This window comes from Paenibacillus sp. V4I5 (genome assembly GCF_030817255.1).
Taxonomy (GTDB): domain Bacteria; phylum Bacillota; class Bacilli; order Paenibacillales; family NBRC-103111; genus Paenibacillus_E.
The window spans coordinates 5,488,179-5,508,008 of sequence record NZ_JAUSZB010000002.1 but is presented as its reverse complement, the minus strand read 5'-3'; the positions used below and the strand labels follow the sequence as shown (position 1 = coordinate 5,508,008).

Below are 19,830 nucleotides of genomic sequence, written 5' to 3'. Positions count from 1 at the left end.
TGTGAAATAGAATAAATACTAGGCCCTTTTTTACACATTAATTGCAACGTTATTCCCTTACATCATCATGGTCCGTTCCCGAAATGACGTCATACCAGTCTTCAATGTCTTTTTCAAACTTTGCTGTCTTTTCTCTGTACATAGCAAGGGTGTCATTGCCTAGAGGTAAATGAACTGGAGGCTTTTCAGCATTAGCCAATTTAATGAAAGCTTGAGCGAGTTTCTTGGGATCGCCAGGCTGTTTTTTATTAACCTGTGTTGCAAAGCTTCGCATTTCTCCCACTGTACCTGCATAATCTTCGATGACATGAGCGGTTCTTATCAAAGATGTTGGATCAAGGAATTCCGTTCTAAAAAAGCCTGGTGCCACGACGGTTGCATAAATCCCTAAAGGAGCTAATTCCAAAGCCATGGACTCCGTAATGCCTTCAACAGCAAACTTGGTGGAACCATAAATCCCCCAGCCAACAAACCCGTTTAATCCGCCTACTGATGAAATGTTGATGATATGTCCCGAGCGCTGCTTACGCATGTAGGGTAAAATTGCGCGGGTAACGTTTAGTAAACCGAAAACATTGGCATCATAATTTTGTTTTACTTCTTCATTCGAAGCTTCCTCAACGGCACTCAGCAATCCATAACCAGCATTATTGACTAGCACATCAATTCTTCCGAATGTGTCTGTTGCTTGTTTCGCTGCATCTAAGGCTTGAGTTTCGTCCGTAACATCCAGCACAGTTACTATTAAGTTTTCGTTGTTATCAAGCTGCGCGGCTAGTTGTTCAGGCTTACTGCGAACGGTAGCTACCACCTTGTTGCCCTCCGCTAAAGCAGCTTTTGCAATTTCCAATCCGAAGCCTCTAGATGCGCCGGTGATGAACCATACTTTTTGACTACTCATTATTATTGTCTCCTTCTCGTCGTCATTTTTGAATTGAATCAATCATGACCTAAGATTATCACAGCACATTCCGCCCTACTTTTCCAAAAAGCCCAAAGTATTTGTCCATTTAGCTCAAATAAAAAAATCTTAGCCCGGCGGGTGCCGAACTAAGATCTCTGTTAGCTTTTAGCTTAACTGTTGCTTGTAAAAGGACGGGGTATAGCCAAAATGCTCTTTAAAAACCCTTGAAAAATGCGCAACATTCTCAAAGCCCGTCGTAAAGCAAACATCCGTTACTGACATGGCTGAATGGGTCAATAATTCTTTGGCCTTCTCCAAGCGTTTCTGCCTAATCCATAGGGATGGGGACGTGTTGTAAATCGTTTGAAAATCCCGTTTGAAGCTGGACAAGCTTCTACCCGATAAATAAGCCAAATCATTCACTGAAACAGGGTTCAAGATATTTTGTTCCACGACGGTTGAGATATCAGCACGTACTGGTTGCTTTAACTGAAGTAACTGCTGCATGATACCCTTGTTGGCATGAGTAAGATCAAACAACAATTCCAACAACTTAATTTTAATTAATCCGTCCTCGATGTTATCGGGTTCGTTGAAATATGGTTTTAGCGACTCTAAATAGGTTAACAGTCGTTCACTTATCGGATTTACGAAAATTGGTACCAACACTGTTGGCTGCGAAGTTTGAATGTCCACCATTTTAATAAAGTCTTTGAGCACTTCATCTTTTAGAAAAAACATCATGTACTCTAACAAGTAAGCCTGATTAGGTTCGCCGGATTTTTCATATTCAATAACAATCGATTTTTGCAACAGTACCATTTCATGCTTATGTACAACGTACACCTGATCGCCATATCGCACCGTATATGTGCCATTTAGCACAAACATGAGAAGGTAGTCTTCTAAGAACATAGACCCTTGTTTTCCTAATGTGTTAGTGCACGATTCAATGACTGTGAGTCCTTTGAGTTTCAAAACGCTTTGATTGAATGGCGATGCTGCTAAGCCTTGCGGTGCTTTTATTATTCTTTGGGTCACGCGCACCCTCCCCTCTATTCCCTACTCCAACCGTTGATTAACCAAACTCAGGCTGATGATAAGAAATATTTTCTCTAATTGTATCACGAAATATGACATTTTCCTGCTGGACAACACTGATTTGCTTACGACATCCTCGATGGAAAAATAACCCTATCCGAAGTTATGGACAGGGTTATACAGAAACCATTCAAAAACGTCGTAATACCGTCTAAATGTGCATAATCAATCCGTCATACGCGACCACAACCCCAGCAGGTTTAAAGATTTCGTCGAATTCATGATGAAGCAGCTTAGAATTATGGCTAAAATGAGTGACTACAATGGGTGCCTCTGCTTTTAATATGTGTTCTTCACGAAACACACGTTGAGCCTCCAATACGGTTTCGATGCACATATGATTTCGGTCACGGGAACGTCCTGTGTACCCATGCGTGCAGTCGAGTATGGCGCAGTCTATATGGGCTCCCTTTAACCATTCCCATGTTGCTTCCGGGAACCAACCTGAGTCATGTCCGTACAGTAGTTTCTTGCCGCCACGCTCGATCACATACAATAAACATGTTTCCATTTTGTCATGATCTGCCAGAAGAGGTGTAACACGTGCATCACCCACTTCAATCGTCTGGAAGGGACGCAGCAAATGGAAGGCGTAGCGTTCACCCTCAAAGCGGCCAATGGCGACACGCGTATGGTACATCACGGCATCATTCCCGTAGATATGTAAGGGATGATCCAGTCCGTGGGCAATCCCCTCTCTCCGGCATTCGAGATCATAAGCATTAAAATGATCAGAGTGCGTATGCGTGACAAGCAAGTGCTCAATAGCGCCTAAATCGATGTTATCGCGAAGCGCCTGCATATAAGAATCGGGAGAATAGTCGAATTTGATTACATCGTCAAGGATGGCCGAACTCCGAGTGCGAATGTTTTTTTCGCCCAGCTTCCGTGCCTGGATGCAAAACTCACAACGGCAAAACGCATTCGGAAAGCCTTCTGCTGCTGCGGTTCCGAGAAAATGAATTTTCATAAGCTTCACCTGTCATTCGTATTTTAGTCTATTTATTTACACCAAAGAAAGGACGGATTTCCTCTCTATAATCGTTGTCTGAATTTTGATCGTAATTTGTCTCTCATTGGAATTGTTTACACGCTTCATTAGAAGATTAAATGCTGATTGCGTAAGCTGCTCGGTACATTGCTTGACCGTTGTAAGAGGAATCGGTGTTAACCCGGATAATTGAATATCAGAGAAACCCACAATGGAAAGTTGCTCAGGGACTGGAATCTTCAAGTGTAATGCTGTATATAACGTAGAAATTGCCACATGATCGTCCCCGCACATCAGGGCTGTCATCTGTGGATTTTCACGTATGAAGCTTTCCTGTTCAGGGTCGCTCTCATTAACATGGCTAGGATCACAAAGCTCGCTTTTAAAAAGAATATACTGATTTTTGACGGGAACCGCATGATCGATGAGCGCTTGGATATAACCTTGATAACGCTCCTCCCTGCTGGTTATGTTTTCAATCGCATTCGAAACGTACCCGATTTCCCGATGTCCTTTTTCAATCAAATACTTAGCCATTTGGTAAGAGCCCTGAAAATGATCATGATAGACGCAATCAATCTGAACTTCGCGAAAAATTCGATCGATAATCACAATCGGAAACTGTTGCAATTTCAATCTTAGCACTTGGTCACTGCATGTCTTTCGTCCTTGTGGAAATAGGATAATGCCGTCTACTCCACCTTCGACAAGCCCCTGAAGACAACGGTCCTCATCATCTTTGGACTTGCTAATCTTTAGAATCAGATCACAATCATGCTTTCGCGATTCGATCTCGGCAGCCGCAATAATCCTTGATGTGTAATCAGACATATGGGACACGATGATAGCGATCTGTTTATTCTGTTTTTGCTTCTCTACGACCGGCGTCGGCTCATTTACCTTCAGAATGCCTTCGTTATCATTCACCCCATTCTGCTGACCGCAAAGGAAAGTACCCCTTCTTGGCAAACGGTAAACGAGCCCTTGCTGAACCAGTTGTTCTAGGGCTAGCTTGCTCGTCATCCGGCTTACACCAAATAGCTTAGCAAGCTCCCCTTCCGAAGGGACTGGATCATGCGGTTGAAGCCTACGTCTTTGAATAATGTCCCTTACCTTTTCGGCAAGCTGCAGATAGAGTAGATTCGGTTTTCTTGGCATATGTTCATATTTCATATAAGGACATCCCTCGTTTAATTATCAAAATCATGATTATCGATCGAATGCGGCATTAGTAATAATAATTAGCCTTTAATGCCCGTAAAGGTAATGCCTTGAATGAATGATTTCTGCAGAAAAAAGAATAGAATGATAATCGGCAGGATCATCAAAAAGGTAGCCGCCATTAGCAATCCCCACTCTGTGCTGATCTCGTTTTGAAATTGCTGCAGACCTAGAGACAATGTATATTGACTAGGGTCATTCAGATATAACAGTGGGCCCAAGAAATCATTCCAACTACTCATGACCTGGAACAACCCGGTCGCCAGAACGGCCGGCATCGCCAATGGCAGCATAATGCGCCAGTAAATATGGAATTCCCCAGCACCATCTATGCGAGCGGCCTGCTGCAGCTCCGAGGGCAGTCCTTTGAAAAATTGCCGCAGCATAAAAATATAGACAGGCACGCCAAGCGCATGCTTAACGATTAGCGGAAGCAGTGTTCCGACCCATTTTAACTTATGAAACAGAAGGAACTCAGGGATCATTGTCACGGGCCCGGGAATCATCATCACACTTACAGTCAACCCAAAGATCAACCCCTTCCCCCGCCAATCCAGCTTGGCCAAACTATATGCCGCCAACGGAGAAACGATAAGCATGCCCAGTGTACTGAATACGGTAACAATTAGTGTATTGCTAAACATTCTTGGAAAAGAGATTCTCGTAAATGCATCGAGATAATTTCTCCAGTGCACCGGACTAGGAATCCAACGTGGAGGATCCATGTATAATTGGGAGTTGTCCTTCAATGATGTCGAGATCATCCACAGCAGTGGAGCTGCAAAACTCAATGCCAGCGCGGATAGAACCAATTGGGTAAGGAGGTTGCGCGCAGCTGCATTTCTATGATTTTTCACGTACAAGCCCCCTCTAGTCCCCTTGATAATGAACCCATTTTTTGGATGAGATGAAAATCACGACCGTTAGCAAAGCAATCACGATAAAAAGAATCCATGCCATAGCCGATGCATAGCCCATTTTCAGATACAGAAAAGCATTCTGGTACAAATACATGACATAAAACATCATCGACCCAGCTGGTGAGCCACTCCCGCCTGTAAGCGTATAAGGTAAGGAGAATACTTGAATTGAACTAATAATACCCATCACCAAGTTGTAGAAGATGACTGGCGTTAGCAGCGGTAAGGTGACCAGCCCAAATTTCTGATACCATCTAGCACCGTCAACCGAAGCAGCATCATAATATTCCTGCGATATACCCTGCAATCCAGCAAGGAAGATGACGACCGTCTGTCCAACGGCCCATAAAGATATCATAACGAGGGTGGGCTTAGCCCAGGCCTCATTGCCCAACCATGGGGGACCATCAATGCCCAATCTAGACAATAATTGATTGACCAGCCCCGCCTGAGGGTTCAGCAGCCACATCCAGAGGACTGCCTTAGCAACCAAGGGAACAAGAGTCGGCAGATAAAAGACCGTACGGTAGATCGCGATTCCCTTTACTCTCGTGTTCAACAGCAGCGCCAGCCCTATACTTAGGACTATACTAAGCGGAACGAAGACAAGAGCGTAATACACGGTATTGTAAATAGAGCTCCAAAACACTTTGTCCTGCATCAAGCTTTGGTAATTCTGAAGGCCGACAAATTGTCCGGCCTTCAGAATGCTGTAAGAGGTAAAACTGAGATAGATGGAACTGACAAGTGGGTACAAATAAAAGAGCAGCAGACCCACTATCCAAGGGGTGACGAATAGCCAGCCAGGCGCGTTTTTACTGAAAGCTCGGACGAAAGATTTCTTCCGGGCTTCTTGATGTCTAGGACCGGAAGGCTCCTGTCCAGTAGCTCGGACCAAGTTTGAATCCATCATCTTTTACTGCACCTCATTTGCTTTTTTGGTCACTAGCCAGAGCAGCATTCACCTTGTCTGCCACACTGTCGAGCAGTTCCTTCGGTTTGCCTTTATTGTTCGAGGCCATATCCAAGGCGCTAGCCATCTCGTTCCAAAGCAGCTGCCCTTGCGAAATTACTGGACGCCAGTGTGCCGTTCCTAGAAATCCGAGAATTTTAGTATTGATAGGATCATTCGCAAACACTTTTTGGTTTACTGAATGAACGACTGACAGGTAGGATTTTGTCAATTTTTCTTGTGCCTCATCACCTGTAAAGAACTTCAGGAGCTCCCATGCGCCATCCTGATTTTTGGCACCCTTGGGAATGACGAGACTGAAACCACCCGACCATGTAACCGTCTGATCTCCGGTCGGTGTCGGCAGCTGCGCAACACCGAAGTTCACATTCGTATTAGCTGCTTTAACGGTTGCTGCCAGCAAGTTGTTTCCGATTTCCATGCTTACCTTGCCGGCCGCAAATGGATTGATCTGAGTCGAGCTCGCTAATGATTTCATGTCACTGATATTATATTTGTTGGCATAATCCTGCAGCCATTGCAGTGCCTCAACGTTCTTAGGATCATTAGGTGTTACTTTACCGGTGCTCGTGTTATAGAAATCGCCGCCGAACGCCCATCCCCACGTATAGAAATTGCCTTGATTAGACCACGGTATAAGACCGATCCGCTTATAGATGTTTCCTTCCTTCACGGTCAGCTTGGCCGCATATTCTTCCAGCTCTTTGATCGTCTTAGGCGGCTTCTCAGGGTCAAGTCCAACTTCCTTGAAATGATCCTTGTTATAGAACAAGGCCCGCCCATCCGTAGAAACCGGAAGCCCGTATACTTTATCCTTGTACACAACCTCATTCCATGCAGCTGGATAAAACTTTTTCGGATCGATGGTATCTTTCTTGACCCTTTCCGAAATATCGATCAAAGCCTCCTGCTGGGCCCATGAGGCAATCTGGAAGCGATCGAAGAATACCGCATCCGGGGCAGTTCCCCCAGCGACAGCGGACATCAGCTTTTGTCCTCCGCCGACTGTCAAATCAGCCACATATACAGCATTCAATTTAATTTCGGGATGCGCTGCCTGGAAAGCATCAGCAGCAGCCTTAATCGCTTCTCCTGCCACACCTGTCTTATCGTACCAAAATGTCACGGTTCCAGAGGCCTTAGCAGTTGATGATGCTGGTTCCTTTGTACCCGGCGTGTTCGTCGATCCAGTTGTACCTGTTTGATTGGCCGAAGAGCAGCCTGCTAGTAAACCTACACTCGCAATAAGAGCTAAGACCGCTTTGGGACCACCGTGCGTTCTCTTTGTCATCACTGAACACCATTCCTTTTTTAGGTTTACTTGTCTCTTGTGAAAACTACTCCTAACCAGAAGCTCTTGGCTGTCTTTTATGTAAGGGCTTCCATACGATTATCGAAGGAGTTTGCCGAAAATGTTTCCCCGTCACTATTTGTGCAAGTACATAGATAAACCAACACTTCGCTTTCTTACATTCGAGTAAGATATTGTGGTTCGACCCTGATCAGTGATCTAAGGAAAGGTTACTAGATGTCACTGACACATTCAATGGTTATTTTTATTTAGATTATGTAAATCAGTCATTTCACAAGAAAAGTTACTAAAAATGTAATCGCTTACTATGTCAGCGCATGCCAGCATCGTCAACTCTTACAAAGTCCTTTATGATAGGCGGGACTTTAATAACAGCCCTCCGAATGGAAAGAACACTAATTCAGCATTCCTTTTCGCGTTGTTCTGAAGTACTTTTGATCGATGCATCAACCATGTCCTTTGAACATAACATTAAATAAAGCGCTTCCAATAATGCTATCGTGGAGAATTTGTAGGAGACATATATAAATAGGGAGTTGATGTCCATGTTCAACCCAAAAGAATGGACCAAACAAATGAAATTCATTCACGGCGTTGCAAGAACTATCTACATCAACAAACACACTGGACTACCAAAGCTAAGTTGTACGTTCACCAAAGAGCAGCAGAAAGCGTTAGAAAGTGAAGATAGAAAGTTATCCCTTTCGTAATTAGAATCATATTCGGATTTCTTCAAGTTAGAAAAATAAAAGGGACCCCTTTCGGGGTCCTCTTCGATGTTGAATAAATGGAAATCCCACTATTGAAGTACTTGACTATATGAATGATTAATCTAGATGAATACCAAAATGTTCTTGCAAGGCCGCTTTATACGCTTCTTCGGTCTGCGGAGTGAAAGTCCTTACCCCCGCGGAAGTAAAGATGCGAAATTCTCGGCCCGCCAGTGTATTCCGTCCCTCAAGGGTACGCATGGCTACCATTGGGCTTTTGGTAAATATCGAATCCGGGGCGTTCTCACACCAGAAGGTCGCAAAGGTGAAATCCTTCGGCAGCTGAGGTTCCTCCGTAAACGAGTAAATGCGGTTCCATTCCTTGTTCTTCTGCTCACATAGCATCCAACCATAATAGGCATCGCGCTCGAGACGGTAGCACTCTCCGCCTTGATGCTGTTCATGACCCTCGATCCATGCGATGGGCCTGCGTGGGACAATTCCGCCTACTCCGACATCACACAAATAAGTCGTGCCTTCTGCTTCTACCTTCAGGACGTGATGACGTCGTTTCGGTGGTATGTTCGGCTCGTCGCGCCAAAATCGAGCAACCAAGTCTGTGACCGGGTAGCCAAGCTCTCGCAGCAGCCAGCCGAATAAAGCGTTCAGCTCGAAGCAGTACCCACCGCGCCCACGTACGACAATCTTTTGATATACATCCTGAGGATCCAACGATAAAGCTGTGCGGTTCATAATGTCCAAATTTTCGTATGGAACCGTGTGCAGATGACACTCCTGAAGGTCCGCCAATGTCTTAGCGCTGCCATCGAGCGATCCTTCAAACCTCATGCGCTCCAGATAGGTCTGAATCTGACTATTTTTACTGTACATGTTGAACACTCCATCCTTATTTTTTTCATAGATAGACAAGTTCGTGAGATTTAACAACAATAACCTTTTAAAAATACCATCATTACCCTATTTCTGCCTTAAATTCAACGTGAACTCTTCATAAAAGCTTACAAAACGACAACGGTTTTCGAGCGACATTTTAGTTCAAATCCGTTAATCTATGAAAAAAGATTCATAGGAGGACTAATTTATGATTCAAAACTTAGAGCTATGCGTAACTGGATTGTTAATTATCTCCATCATGTTTCATCTTTTTATAGATATAATCAAAAAGAATAAAATCATTACCTATCCCATTCAAGAAGAGGAATCTATCCAAGTTGTTTACCCACAGTACATCGACTGCAGCCGGAACATTATGCATTCACTTCTTTCCAAAGATTATCTTTTTACGGATGGGCAGCTTAGTGAGATTCATTAATTTAAGGAGGCTGTACGGTGTCAAACAAGGTAATCAGTGATGAAGAGTTGATGTTGCTGCTGTCTCCCACTTGTACTAACGAAGAAAATGAGCAATCAGATAAACCGAAGCTCACCATGAAATTATTATATGAGCTTATAAAAAAGCTAAAGCAAGAGAACATGGTGCTCTCCAAGCGTGTAGACGAATTTGAACAGCAATTAGTATTGTTACATCAGATTCGTGATGAGGTGGCCACCACCCTTGATCTGCCTATGCTCGAGGAAGCCGGAATAACAGTCGGGATGGAAGCAGAACTCGATTCCGGCCTCCCGCAAACCATCCAAACCTCCCGCGCCGAACGTCATCCTTCCAAAAAGAGGAGGACGTCCTTTTGGACCTATTTATTTCGTCCCACTTAACCAATTTCCACTTCAATTAGCTTGAACTGCGTTACATCGACAACCCCTCGGTTTGAAATCCGAATTTCTGGAATAACGGGTAAGGCAATTAATGAGAATGTCATAAACGGGGCGTTCAACGGACAGCCAATTTGTTTCCACGCTTTCTCGAGCTCAGCAACCTCTTTAACGACTTCAAGCAATGATTTATCTGACATGAGGCCTGCGATGGTCATCGGTACTTGAGCCAGCACTTTACTGTTCTCTACAACAATCATACCGCCTCCCATTTTGACAAGCTCATTAGCAGCCAAAGCCATATCCTGTTCATTAATCCCCATAACAATTAGATTATGACTGTCATGCGCCACTGTAGATGCTACTGCACCCGCCTTCAATTGAAAGCCATGCGTAAAACCAAGTGAAATTTGACCCGTTCCACGGTGTCGCTCGATACAGGCGAGACGGATAATATCCTGCTCTACATCTGGTTGGATGATCCCTTCTTCAACACCTAGAGCTGCAGTCATTTTCTCTGTTCTTGCACTGTTTTCAATAATGCGGATGACATTGACTTGCGTCTTATCCTGATTACTTCGACTTACAAGCTTGAAGTCCTCTGCCGTAAGCTCGCGCTTAACGTTCATGGAATTACGGATGTGTTCGGGATAGACGAAATCGGGGAAATCAACCGTAAGCTTGCCATTATCAAAAACAACTTGACCGTCGGTAATGACCGTGGAAGGCTCGACCTTCTGTAAATCATCCAGTAATAAAATGTCAGCATATTTACCGGGAGTAATACTGCCCAAATCTTGCTCCATTTTAAAATAACGGGCCACATTAATCGTTACCATTTGAATCGCAGTTACAGGGTCGACACCCTCTTCGATTGCGCGGCAAACCACATGATTGAGATGCCCTTTCTCCACCAACGTTTGCGGACTTACATCATCCGTGACGAGCGAAATATTGGCCGTGTTGACCTTATCTTCGGTTACCACCTTAATGACCTCTTTGACATCATGCCAGGCCGAACCTTCACGAATCATAAGGTGCATCCCCATGCGGACTTTGTGAAGACCTTGTTCCCTAGTTACGGTTTCATGATCAGATGTCACGCCCGATGCCATATAAGCCTGCAGCATACGATCATCATCACTCGGAAAATGTCCTGTGACCGTTTTACCACTCTTGATTGTTTCTTCAATCTCCCCGCACATTTTCGGATCACCGTAAACGACACCAGGAAAATTCATGACTTCGCCTAGTCCGACCACGTTGTCCCACTGCAATCCCTCTTTAATATCGGTTACTTCTAAGCTTGCACCTGCATCTTCCAAGCCGTTAGTCGCTGGTACGCAGGATGGGAAAGTCGTAAAAACTTTAAGAGGCAGCTGCTGCCCCTCTTCGTGCATCAGCCTTACACCTTCTGTTCCAAACACATTGGCAATTTCATGTGGGTCCATAAAAATCCCCGTTGTTCCTTTGGCTAATGCCGCTTTGGCAAACTCGGTAACGGAAAGCATAGTGCTTTCAACATGCATATGACCATCTAATAAGCCTGGAGACATATACTTCCCTGTGGCATCGATAATGACCGTTTGAGCCCCAATGGTATGGTCTGCATTCCCTACATAGGCAATTCTCCCAGCAGCAACAGCAACATCCATATGCTCAATTAATTCACCAGAATACACATTGACGAGTGTTCCATTCTTAATGACTACATCGGAAAATACTTCGCCTATTGCAACCTTAGCTAGCGTTCTGCTCACTTCAACTAGTTTATTTCTTTTATTTAGCATCATGGGTTTTGTACTCCTTTATGTATGTAAATTAATTAACCTATTCCGATCCGGTGACAAGCGTCACAACCCCTGAACATCGGTTCACATGCATTACTTGTATCACTTCTCCATTAAATTTACCATGAAAGAGGTTTATCTCAAGGGTTACATGCTACAGCAGAGGATTCCTCATTTCTATTTATTAAATTATACGGAGCTAATGTAATTCAGATGCAGGTTATCATCGAGGCATAGTTCTATGACATCACCGGTGATGGGGGCACTCCAAATTAAAATTTGAGTTCACAGAGTTCCTGTACAAACGAAAAAGACCACCCGAAGGTGATCTTTTTCTGTGAAGCGGGCGGCGGGAATCGAACCCGCGCGATCAGCTTGGAAGGCTGAAGTTCTACCATTAAACTACGCCCGCGTGTTTATCGGGACGACACGATTTGAACATGCGACCCCCTGCTCCCAAAGCAGGTGCTCTACCAAGCTGAGCTACGTCCCGAAAGTAATATGTATTTCTAATAAAAAATGGCGCGCCCTGAGAGATTCGAACTCCCGACCTTTTGATTCGTAGTCAAATACTCTATCCAGCTGAGCTAAGGGCGCTTAATTAAATGGAGCGGAAGACGGGGATCGAACCCGCGACCCTCGCCTTGGCAAGGCGATGCTCTACCGCTGAGCCACTTCCGCATGGGTACCTCCAGGAGTATGAATACTGCTGAGGATTTGATGCGCGTAGAGGGACTTGAACCCCCACGGTCGCCCGCTAGATCCTAAGTCTAGTGCGTCTGCCAATTCCGCCATACGCGCATGTTGTAAATAAGGCAATCTGAGAGACTTTAGTCTACGCCTAAAGATCCCTATATATGGTGAGTCATGTAGGATTCGAACCTACGACACCCTGATTAAAAGTCAGGTGCTCTACCAACTGAGCTAATGACTCAAGTGAAGAACTGGGGATCAAGGATTTGAACCTTGGCATGACGGAGTCAAAGTCCGTTGCCTTACCGCTTGGCTAATCCCCAACGTAGATTGGATGGAGGCTGATGGATTCGAACCACCGAACTCGAAGAGAGCAGATTTACAGTCTGCCGTGTTTAGCCACTTCACTAAGCCTCCACATATAAAGCCTTACCGAGCCCAAAAAAAGTATTAGCGTTGCTATAAAGCTTATCTTCACTTTTTTGGGAATTGTGGTGCCGTCGAGAGGACTTGAACCCCCAACCTACTGATTACAAGTCAGTTGCTCTACCAGTTGAGCTACAACGGCATATTCATTCATAAAAAATGGCGGAGCTGACGGGATTCGAACCCGCGGTCTCCTGCGTGACAGGCAGGCATGTTAGGCCACTACACCACAGCTCCACACTATGAAAACAACACTCAGTAAAGAGTTTGGTTGCGGGGGCAGGATTTGAACCTGCGGCCTTCGGGTTATGAGCCCGACGAGCTACCGGGCTGCTCCACCCCGCGACATGACTAGCCAGATATTAAAATATGGTGGAGGCTGACGGGATCGAACCGCCGACCCTCTGCTTGTAAGGCAGATGCTCTCCCAGCTGAGCTAAGCCTCCATGGGATATGAAGATTATTGGTGACCCGTAGGGGACTCGAACCCCTGTTACCTCCGTGAAAGGGAGGTGTCTTAACCACTTGACCAACGGGCCAAACTTAAAAAATTTACCTACGGAGAGAGAGGGATTCGAACCCTCGCACCACTTACGCAGTCTAACCCCTTAGCAGAGGGTCCCCTTATAGCCACTTGGGTATCTCTCCAATTTATCAGTAGCGGCAGAGGGGCTCGAACCCCCGACCTTACGGGTATGAACCGTACGCTCTAGCCAGCTGAGCTACGCCGCCATATTGTCTTTCCTTTATCTAAAGAAACGGAGAAGGAGGGATTCGAACCCTCGAGACGCTTGTGACGCCTACACGATTTCCAATCGTGCTCCTTCGGCCGCTCGGACACTTCTCCACGAATGTGTTTATTGGGGCCCCCAAAAAGTAATAGGAATATGCTACAAAGCATCACTTCACTTCTTGGGGGTTTGACTCCCCGAACAGGACTCGAACCTGTGACAACTCGATTAACAGTCGAGTGCTCTACCAACTGAGCTATCAGGGAAAATGGTGGAGCCAAGCGGGATCGAACCGCTGACCTCCTGCTTGCAAGGCAGGCGCTCTCCCAGCTGAGCTATGGCCCCATATTAGTGAGACTGATTTCATCAAAGATCCCTATATTACCCCAAAAAATTTCCGTGGACCCCGATACTAACTATGAAGTTAATTGGTGGGCCCTAGTGGACTCGAACCACCGACCTCACCCTTATCAGGGGTGCGCTCTAACCAGCTGAGCTAAGGGCCCTAATGTGTAAAACAGTGTACAGGGCGGCAAAAAAAATACCCACTAGGGGTATTCTGCTTGGCAACGTTCTACTCTCCCAGAACCCTGCGGTTCAAGTACCATCGACGCTGGAGGGCTTAACGGTCGTGTTCGAGATGGGAACGCGTGGGTCCCCTCCGCCATCATCACCAAACAGTCAAAGCGTGGTTTGCGCCTTGAAAACTAGATACGAAACTTGCGTAAAGTTAGAATTTTAGGTTTATTGGTTAAGCCCTCGACCGATTAGTATTCGTCAGCTGCATGCATTGCTGCACTTCCACCTCGAACCTATCAACCTCGTCGTCTACAAGGGGTCTTACATACTGGGAAATCTCATCTTGAGGGGGGCTTCGCGCTTAGATGCTTTCAGCGCTTATCCCCTCCGTACATAGCTACCCAGCGATGCCTCTGGCGAGACAACTGGTACACCAGCGGTACGTCCATCCCGGTCCTCTCGTACTAAGGACAGCTCCTCTCAAATTTCCTACGCCCGCGACAGATAGGGACCGAACTGTCTCACGACGTTCTGAACCCAGCTCGCGTACCGCTTTAATGGGCGAACAGCCCAACCCTTGGGACCTACTTCAGCCCCAGGATGCGATGAGCCGACATCGAGGTGCCAAACCTCCCCGTCGATGTGGACTCTTGGGGGAGATAAGCCTGTTATCCCCAGGGTAGCTTTTATCCGTTGAGCGATGGCCCTTCCATTCGGTACCACCGGATCACTAAGTCCGACTTTCGTCCCTGCTCGACTTGTAGGTCTCGCAGTCAAGCTCCCTTATGCCTTTGCACTCTGCGAATGATTTCCAACCATTCTGAGGGAACCTTTAAACGCCTCCGTTACATTTTAGGAGGCGACCGCCCCAGTCAAACTGCCCACCTGACACTGTCCCCATACCGGATCACGGTACCAGGTTAGAACTCCGATACGATCAGGGTGGTATCCCAACGATGCCTCCACCCAAGCTGGCGCTCAGGCTTCAAAGGCTCCCACCTATCCTGTACAGATCGTACCAAAGTCCAATATCAAGCTGCAGTAAAGCTCCATGGGGTCTTTCCGTCTTGTCGCGGGTAACCTGCATCTTCACAGGTATTAAAATTTCACCGGATCTCTCGTTGAGACAGCGCCCAAGTCGTTACGCCATTCGTGCGGGTCAGAATTTACCTGACAAGGAATTTCGCTACCTTAGGACCGTTATAGTTACGGCCGCCGTTTACTGGGGCTTCAATTCATAGCTTCGGAACCGAGGTCCCTAACCACTCCTCTTAACCTTCCAGCACCGGGCAGGCGTCAGCCCGTATACTTCGCCTTGCGGCTTCGCACAGACCTGTGTTTTTGCTAAACAGTCGCTTGGGCCTTTTCACTGCGGCCCCCTCGGGCTATTCACCCTACCGAGGCACCCCTTCTCCCGAAGTTACGGGGTCATTTTGCCGAGTTCCTTAACGAGAGTTCTTCCGCGCGCCTTAGAATTCTCTTCTCACCCACCTGTGTCGGTTTGCGGTACGGGCACCTTCGCCTGGCTAGAAGCTTTTCTTGGCAGTGTGAACTCATGACCTTCGGTACTTAAATTTCCCTCCCCATCACAGCCCAGCCTTACGATGTGCGGATTTGCCTACACATCAGCCTCACTGCTTGGACGAGCATCCATCAGCTCGCGTCACTATCCTTCTGCGTCACTCCATTGCTCATAACGGCTACGGTGGTACAGGAATTTCCACCTGTTGTCCATCGACTACGCCTTTCGGCCTCGCCTTAGGTCCCGACTTACCCTGAGCGGACGAGCCTTCCTCAGGAACCCTTAGGTTTTCGGCGGATCAGATTCTCACTGATCTTTTCGTTACTTATACCGGCATTCTCACTTGTATGCGCTCCACCTGTCCTTACGGTCAGAATTCTACGTACATACAACGCTCCCCTACCCATGCACATTGTGCAAGCCATAGCTTCGGTGGCGTGTTTAGCCCCGTTACATTTTCGGCGCAGAGTCACTCGACCAGTGAGCTATTACGCACTCTTTCAATGGTGGCTGCTTCTAAGCCAACATCCTGGTTGTCTGTGCAACTCCACATCCTTTCCCACTTAACACACACTTGGGGACCTTAGCTGATGGTCTGGGCTGTTTCCCTTTTGACAATGGATCTTAGCACTCACTGTCTGACTCCCGGATTTAAGTTTGTGGCATTCAGAGTTTGACTGGACTTGGTAACCCTTGGCGGGCCCCGCACCCAATCAGTGCTTTACCTCCACAACTCAACATCCGAGGCTAGCCCTAAAGCTATTTCGGGGAGAACCAGCTATCTCCGAGTTCGATTGGAATTTCTCCGCTACCCCCACCTCATCCCCGCATTTTTCAACATGCGTGGGTTCGGGCCTCCAGTGAGTGTTACCTCACCTTCACCCTGGACAGGGGTAGATCACACGGTTTCGGGTCTACGTCCACGTACTAAAGCGCCCTATTCAGACTCGCTTTCGCTGCGGCTCCGTCTTTTCAACTTAACCTCGCACGGGAACGTAACTCGCCGGTTCATTCTACAAAAGGCACGCCATCACCCATATAGAGGGCTCTGACTTCTTGTAAGCACACGGTTTCAGGTTCTTTTTCACTCCGCTTCCGCGGTGCTTTTCACCTTTCCCTCACGGTACTGCTTCACTATCGGTCACTAGGGAGTATTTAGCCTTGGCAGATGGTCCTGCCGGATTCCGACGGGGTTTCACGTGACCCGCCGTACTCAGGATACCTCTAGGGGTTTCGTTCGATTTTGGCTACAGGGCTTTTACCTTCTATGCCGGACCTTTCCAGATCACTTCGCCTACCGAACTAACCCCACAACGAGGTCCTACAACCCCAAGGAGCAAGCTCCTTGGTTTGGGCTATTCCGCTTTCGCTCGCCGCTACTGACGGAATCACTTTTGTTTTCTTTTCCTCCAGGTACTTAGATGTTTCAGTTCCCTGGGTATGCCTCCAATGCAGCTATGTATTCACTGCATGGTAACTGCGCATTACCACAGCTGGGTTCCCCCATTCGGACATCCCCGGATCAAAGCCTGCTTACGGCTCCCCGAGGCATTTCGTCGTTCGCCACGTCCTTCTTCGGCTCCTAGTGCCTAGGCATCCTCCGTGTGCTCTTTCTAGCTTAACCATTTATAGGGATCTTTAGCGTTAGCTAAAGTCTCTCCTAAGCTGAAAAAACTTTAAAGATTTTTGCAAGATTCGTTAGAATCAAGCAACCTAAGTTCTTACTTTACGTTTTGTTTCGTTATCTAGTTTTCAAGGAACAACTGTAATGCTTTTGAAAGATTGCTCTTTCAAAACTGAACACGAGTGAGTAAGCGGTTTGTGTGCTAAGCACACTTGACTGGTCTTATCAAGACCGAGTCTCCATAGAAAGGAGGTGATCCAGCCGCACCTTCCGATACGGCTACCTTGTTACGACTTCACCCCAATCATCTACCCCACCTTCGGCGGCTGGCTCCCTTGCGGGTTACCCCACCGACTTCGGGTGTTGTAAACTCTCGTGGTGTGACGGGCGGTGTGTACAAGACCCGGGAACGTATTCACCGCGGCATGCTGATCCGCGATTACTAGCAATTCCGACTTCATGCAGGCGAGTTGCAGCCTGCAATCCGAACTGAGATCGGCTTATAAGGATTGGCTCCACCTCGCGGCTTCGCTTCCCGTTGTACCGACCATTGTAGTACGTGTGTAGCCCAGGTCATAAGGGGCATGATGATTTGACGTCATCCCCACCTTCCTCCGGTTTGTCACCGGCAGTCATCTTAGAGTGCCCACCCACAGTGCTGGCAACTAAGATCAAGGGTTGCGCTCGTTGCGGGACTTAACCCAACATCTCACGACACGAGCTGACGACAACCATGCACCACCTGTCTCCAATGCTCCGAAGAGGGCACCTATCTCTAGGTGTTACATCGGGATGTCAAGACCTGGTAAGGTTCTTCGCGTTGCTTCGAATTAAACCACATACTCCACTGCTTGTGCGGGTCCCCGTCAATTCCTTTGAGTTTCACTCTTGCGAGCGTACTCCCCAGGCGGCATACTTACTGTGTTAACTTCGGCACCGAGGAATCGAATCCCCAACACCTAGTATGCATCGTTTACGGCGTGGACTACCAGGGTATCTAATCCTGTTTGCTCCCCACGCTTTCGCGCCTCAGCGTCAGTTATAGGCCAGAAAGTCGCCTTCGCCACTGGTGTTCCTCCACATCTCTACGCATTTCACCGCTACACGTGGAATTCCACTTTCCTCTCCTACACTCAAGTCAACCAGTTTTGGATGCGAACCGGGGTTGAGCCCCGGGCTTAAACACCCAACTTAATTGACCGCCTGCGCGCGCTTTACGCCCAATAATTCCGGACAACGCTTGCCCCCTACGTATTACCGCGGCTGCTGGCACGTAGTTAGCCGGGGCTTTCTTCTCCTATACCGTCACACAAAGAGCAGTTACTCTCCTTGCTGTTCGTCTAGGGCAACAGAGCTTTACGATCCGAAAACCTTCATCACTCACGCGGCGTTGCTCCGTCAGACTTGCGTCCATTGCGGAAGATTCCCTACTGCTGCCTCCCGTAGGAGTCTGGGCCGTGTCTCAGTCCCAGTGTGGCCGTTCACCCTCTCAGGTCGGCTACGCATCGTCGCCTTGGTAGGCCGTTACCCTACCAACTAGCTAATGCGCCGCAGGCCCATCTATAAGCCACAGATTGCTCCGTGTTTCATAATTCTCTCATGCGAGAAAACCAATTATCCGGTCTTAGCTATCGTTTCCGATAGTTATCCCAGTCTTATAGGCAGGTTACCTACGTGTTACTCACCCGTCCGCCGCTAACTTATCCCGAAGGATAAATCCGCTCGACTTGCATGTATTAGGCACGCCGCCAGCGTTCGTCCTGAGCCAGGATCAAACTCTCCATAATAGTGGACAATTTGCTTGTCCGTATATCTGAAAGCTGAAATGCTCATTGACTTGCTAGCGAGATTTTGCAATCTCTTTTTGAACGATTTCTCGTTCGTGCTTACTCACTCGTTGTTCAGTTTTCAAAGATCAATTTCTTTCGTTCACTGCCGTGTTACCGAAGCAGCGAGAAGTAATATACCATACTGATTTTTATTTTGCAACTAGTTTTTTTCTAGTTACTTTCACCAGCCTGTCTTGCGGCCGGAGTGATAATATAACATGGATTACAAACACATAGCAATGTTTTATTTTTCCAATTTCAAAAAAGTTTCTAAGGTTGATTCTAACCTACTCTTATAACATCTCCTTTATAATAAATCCTTATAACAAAAAAACACCTGCTGCTTAAGCACGTGTTCTTTATACTCACCTTTTAAAAGCAATCGTCAAACCGATTAATGTTTAGTAATCCGAAAACAAAGGCATTATAATTTTGTTCACTCGGCTGCTTTAGTTTCCATTATACGTTATGAACTACATAACTGTTGACAATGGCAGCTGCAAACGTTGCGCGATTGTTTCGAAAGAAGTGAAATAAAATACGAGCTTCCGGGGACTCTTCATCATATTGCGAAAAGTTAAAGAAATCGTCATCTCCCCATCCCTCACTACGGAGGCTTTCTATCGATTCTGCAATTATATGAGGGATGACCGGCTTTGTTATCGTTGTCATAGTCCCACTCCTCGGAGTATATTCAGATACCGTTTATTACCCGTTTTTGCCCACATCAGGAAACAATAGCGATTATTTATAATAACGGGATTATTGGATGGCAGGATCGGCTTCTTTTGATTGGCTTTCTTCAGCATGTTAAGATCACCTCCTTGCTTTCT

14 protein-coding genes, 19 tRNA genes and 3 rRNA genes are annotated in these 19,830 nt (G+C 46.7%); 3 read left to right on the top strand and 33 right to left on the bottom strand.

Going from position 1 to position 19,830, the window contains the following annotated elements; genetic code table 11:
- Positions 1-49: 49 nt before the first annotated feature.
- The 7 genes from QFZ78_RS27135 to QFZ78_RS27105 all read right to left on the bottom strand — a co-directional run bounded on the left by QFZ78_RS27135 (position 50) and on the right by QFZ78_RS27105 (position 7,401).
- Complete coding sequence (locus QFZ78_RS27135) at positions 50-901, bottom strand: oxidoreductase (protein WP_307552152.1); 852 nt, start codon at positions 899-901, stop codon at positions 50-52.
- A 168-nt stretch (positions 902-1,069) separates the two neighbouring features.
- Entirely contained in the window at positions 1,070-1,945 is an 876-nt protein-coding gene (locus QFZ78_RS27130; protein ID WP_307552150.1) for a helix-turn-helix domain-containing protein, read from the bottom strand.
- 211 nt (positions 1,946-2,156) lie between these two features.
- A complete protein-coding gene (locus QFZ78_RS27125; protein WP_307552148.1) occupies positions 2,157-2,975 on the bottom strand; it encodes an MBL fold metallo-hydrolase in 819 nt (272 codons plus the stop codon).
- Between the two features lie 36 nt (positions 2,976-3,011).
- Positions 3,012-4,169 (bottom strand): GntR family transcriptional regulator, encoded by a 1,158-nt coding sequence (locus QFZ78_RS27120; RefSeq protein WP_307552146.1) that lies wholly within the window; start codon positions 4,167-4,169, stop codon positions 3,012-3,014.
- A gap of 68 nt (positions 4,170-4,237) precedes the next feature.
- Positions 4,238-5,074, bottom strand: coding sequence for a carbohydrate ABC transporter permease (locus QFZ78_RS27115; protein WP_307552144.1), 837 nt, complete (start codon positions 5,072-5,074; stop codon positions 4,238-4,240).
- 13 nt (positions 5,075-5,087) lie between these two features.
- Positions 5,088-6,050, bottom strand: coding sequence for a carbohydrate ABC transporter permease (locus QFZ78_RS27110; RefSeq protein WP_307552142.1), 963 nt, complete (start codon positions 6,048-6,050; stop codon positions 5,088-5,090).
- A gap of 13 nt (positions 6,051-6,063) precedes the next feature.
- Positions 6,064-7,401 carry an ABC transporter substrate-binding protein gene (locus QFZ78_RS27105; RefSeq protein WP_307552140.1) on the bottom strand — a complete coding sequence of 446 codons (1,338 nt, stop codon included), beginning with the start codon at positions 7,399-7,401 and terminating at the stop codon, positions 6,064-6,066.
- Positions 7,402-7,967: 566 nt separating this feature from the next.
- Between QFZ78_RS27105 and QFZ78_RS27100 the strand changes: the two genes are divergently transcribed.
- The gene (locus QFZ78_RS27100) at positions 7,968-8,132 is read left to right on the top strand and encodes a hypothetical protein (RefSeq protein ID WP_307552139.1); all 165 of its coding nucleotides are present in this window, start codon (positions 7,968-7,970) and stop codon (positions 8,130-8,132) included.
- Between the two features lie 117 nt (positions 8,133-8,249).
- On the opposite strand, the gene QFZ78_RS27095 is transcribed toward QFZ78_RS27100, so the two are convergent.
- On the bottom strand, positions 8,250-9,023 hold the full coding sequence (locus QFZ78_RS27095; protein ID WP_307552137.1) for an arylamine N-acetyltransferase family protein: 774 nt from the start codon (positions 9,021-9,023) through the stop codon (positions 8,250-8,252).
- A 211-nt stretch (positions 9,024-9,234) separates the two neighbouring features.
- Between QFZ78_RS27095 and QFZ78_RS27090 the strand changes: the two genes are divergently transcribed.
- Together QFZ78_RS27090 and QFZ78_RS27085 are read left to right on the top strand one after the other, a co-directional pair.
- Positions 9,235-9,465 (top strand): hypothetical protein, encoded by a 231-nt coding sequence (locus QFZ78_RS27090; protein ID WP_307552135.1) that lies wholly within the window; start codon positions 9,235-9,237, stop codon positions 9,463-9,465.
- Between the two features lie 17 nt (positions 9,466-9,482).
- Positions 9,483-9,866: a hypothetical protein gene (locus QFZ78_RS27085; RefSeq protein WP_307552134.1), complete on the top strand. Its 384-nt coding sequence runs from the start codon at positions 9,483-9,485 to the stop codon at positions 9,864-9,866.
- Here QFZ78_RS27085 and ade read toward each other — a convergent pair.
- From ade to QFZ78_RS26960, 25 genes are all read right to left on the bottom strand, one after another.
- Complete coding sequence (gene ade, locus QFZ78_RS27080) at positions 9,863-11,656, bottom strand: adenine deaminase (protein ID WP_307552133.1); 1,794 nt, start codon at positions 11,654-11,656, stop codon at positions 9,863-9,865. The genes QFZ78_RS27085 and ade overlap by 4 nt on opposite strands.
- A 338-nt stretch (positions 11,657-11,994) precedes the next feature.
- Positions 11,995-12,065, bottom strand: a tRNA-Gly gene (locus QFZ78_RS27075).
- Between the two features lie 7 nt (positions 12,066-12,072).
- Positions 12,073-12,146: transfer RNA gene (locus QFZ78_RS27070), tRNA-Pro, on the bottom strand.
- Between the two features lie 27 nt (positions 12,147-12,173).
- Positions 12,174-12,250, bottom strand: a tRNA-Arg gene (locus tag QFZ78_RS27065).
- Positions 12,251-12,259: 9 nt separating this feature from the next.
- Positions 12,260-12,334: transfer RNA gene (locus QFZ78_RS27060), tRNA-Gly, on the bottom strand.
- A 40-nt stretch (positions 12,335-12,374) separates the two neighbouring features.
- Positions 12,375-12,454 (bottom strand) — tRNA-Leu (locus tag QFZ78_RS27055).
- Between the two features lie 57 nt (positions 12,455-12,511).
- Positions 12,512-12,587, bottom strand: a tRNA-Lys gene (locus QFZ78_RS27050).
- Between the two features lie 10 nt (positions 12,588-12,597).
- Positions 12,598-12,669 (bottom strand) — tRNA-Gln (locus QFZ78_RS27045).
- Between the two features lie 12 nt (positions 12,670-12,681).
- Positions 12,682-12,763, bottom strand: a tRNA-Tyr gene (locus QFZ78_RS27040).
- Between the two features lie 75 nt (positions 12,764-12,838).
- Positions 12,839-12,914 (bottom strand) — tRNA-Thr (locus tag QFZ78_RS27035).
- Positions 12,915-12,932: 18 nt separating this feature from the next.
- Positions 12,933-13,009, bottom strand: a tRNA-Asp gene (locus QFZ78_RS27030).
- A 31-nt stretch (positions 13,010-13,040) separates the two neighbouring features.
- Positions 13,041-13,117, bottom strand: a tRNA-Met gene (locus tag QFZ78_RS27025).
- A gap of 25 nt (positions 13,118-13,142) precedes the next feature.
- Positions 13,143-13,218, bottom strand: a tRNA-Val gene (locus tag QFZ78_RS27020).
- A gap of 18 nt (positions 13,219-13,236) precedes the next feature.
- A tRNA-Glu gene (locus QFZ78_RS27015) sits at positions 13,237-13,311 on the bottom strand.
- A 20-nt stretch (positions 13,312-13,331) separates the two neighbouring features.
- A tRNA-Ser gene (locus QFZ78_RS27010) sits at positions 13,332-13,420 on the bottom strand.
- Between the two features lie 10 nt (positions 13,421-13,430).
- A tRNA-Met gene (locus QFZ78_RS27005) sits at positions 13,431-13,504 on the bottom strand.
- 27 nt (positions 13,505-13,531) lie between these two features.
- A tRNA-Ser gene (locus QFZ78_RS27000) sits at positions 13,532-13,619 on the bottom strand.
- Positions 13,620-13,696: 77 nt separating this feature from the next.
- Positions 13,697-13,769: transfer RNA gene (locus tag QFZ78_RS26995), tRNA-Asn, on the bottom strand.
- Between the two features lie 3 nt (positions 13,770-13,772).
- Positions 13,773-13,848 (bottom strand) — tRNA-Ala (locus QFZ78_RS26990).
- 84 nt (positions 13,849-13,932) lie between these two features.
- Positions 13,933-14,009, bottom strand: a tRNA-Ile gene (locus tag QFZ78_RS26985).
- A 55-nt stretch (positions 14,010-14,064) separates the two neighbouring features.
- Positions 14,065-14,181: ribosomal RNA gene (gene rrf, locus QFZ78_RS26980) — 5S ribosomal RNA — on the bottom strand.
- Between the two features lie 69 nt (positions 14,182-14,250).
- Positions 14,251-17,168 (bottom strand): 23S ribosomal RNA (locus tag QFZ78_RS26975).
- A gap of 245 nt (positions 17,169-17,413) precedes the next feature.
- Positions 17,414-18,955, bottom strand: a 16S ribosomal RNA gene (locus tag QFZ78_RS26970).
- The 16S, 23S and 5S rRNA genes sit together here with 19 tRNA genes alongside, the layout of an rRNA operon.
- 501 nt (positions 18,956-19,456) lie before the next feature.
- Positions 19,457-19,669 (bottom strand): hypothetical protein, encoded by a 213-nt coding sequence (locus tag QFZ78_RS26965; protein ID WP_307552131.1) that lies wholly within the window; start codon positions 19,667-19,669, stop codon positions 19,457-19,459.
- Positions 19,666-19,806, bottom strand: a complete 141-nt coding sequence (locus QFZ78_RS26960; protein WP_307552129.1) for a hypothetical protein — start codon at positions 19,804-19,806, stop codon at positions 19,666-19,668. The genes QFZ78_RS26965 and QFZ78_RS26960 overlap by 4 nt, the downstream gene beginning before the upstream one ends.
- Positions 19,807-19,830 lie beyond the last annotated feature (24 nt).

Coding starts and splice junctions, on each gene's coding strand:
- QFZ78_RS27135 (WP_307552152.1), bottom strand. CDS start 901: ATGAGTAGTCAAAAAGTATGGTTCATCACCGGCGCATCTAGAGGCTTC.
- QFZ78_RS27125 (WP_307552148.1), bottom strand. CDS start 2,975: ATGAAAATTCATTTTCTCGGAACCGCAGCAGCAGAAGGCTTTCCGAAT.
- QFZ78_RS27120 (WP_307552146.1), bottom strand. CDS start 4,169: ATGAAATATGAACATATGCCAAGAAAACCGAATCTACTCTATCTGCAG.
- QFZ78_RS27110 (WP_307552142.1), bottom strand. CDS start 6,050: ATGATGGATTCAAACTTGGTCCGAGCTACTGGACAGGAGCCTTCCGGT.
- QFZ78_RS27105 (WP_307552140.1), bottom strand. CDS start 7,401: ATGACAAAGAGAACGCACGGTGGTCCCAAAGCGGTCTTAGCTCTTATT.
- QFZ78_RS27100 (WP_307552139.1), top strand. CDS start 7,968: ATGTTCAACCCAAAAGAATGGACCAAACAAATGAAATTCATTCACGGC.
- QFZ78_RS27095 (WP_307552137.1), bottom strand. CDS start 9,023: ATGTACAGTAAAAATAGTCAGATTCAGACCTATCTGGAGCGCATGAGG.
- QFZ78_RS27090 (WP_307552135.1), top strand. CDS start 9,235: ATGATTCAAAACTTAGAGCTATGCGTAACTGGATTGTTAATTATCTCC.
- ade (WP_307552133.1), bottom strand. CDS start 11,656: ATGATGCTAAATAAAAGAAATAAACTAGTTGAAGTGAGCAGAACGCTA.
- QFZ78_RS26965 (WP_307552131.1), bottom strand. CDS start 19,669: ATGACAACGATAACAAAGCCGGTCATCCCTCATATAATTGCAGAATCG.
- QFZ78_RS26960 (WP_307552129.1), bottom strand. CDS start 19,806: ATGCTGAAGAAAGCCAATCAAAAGAAGCCGATCCTGCCATCCAATAAT.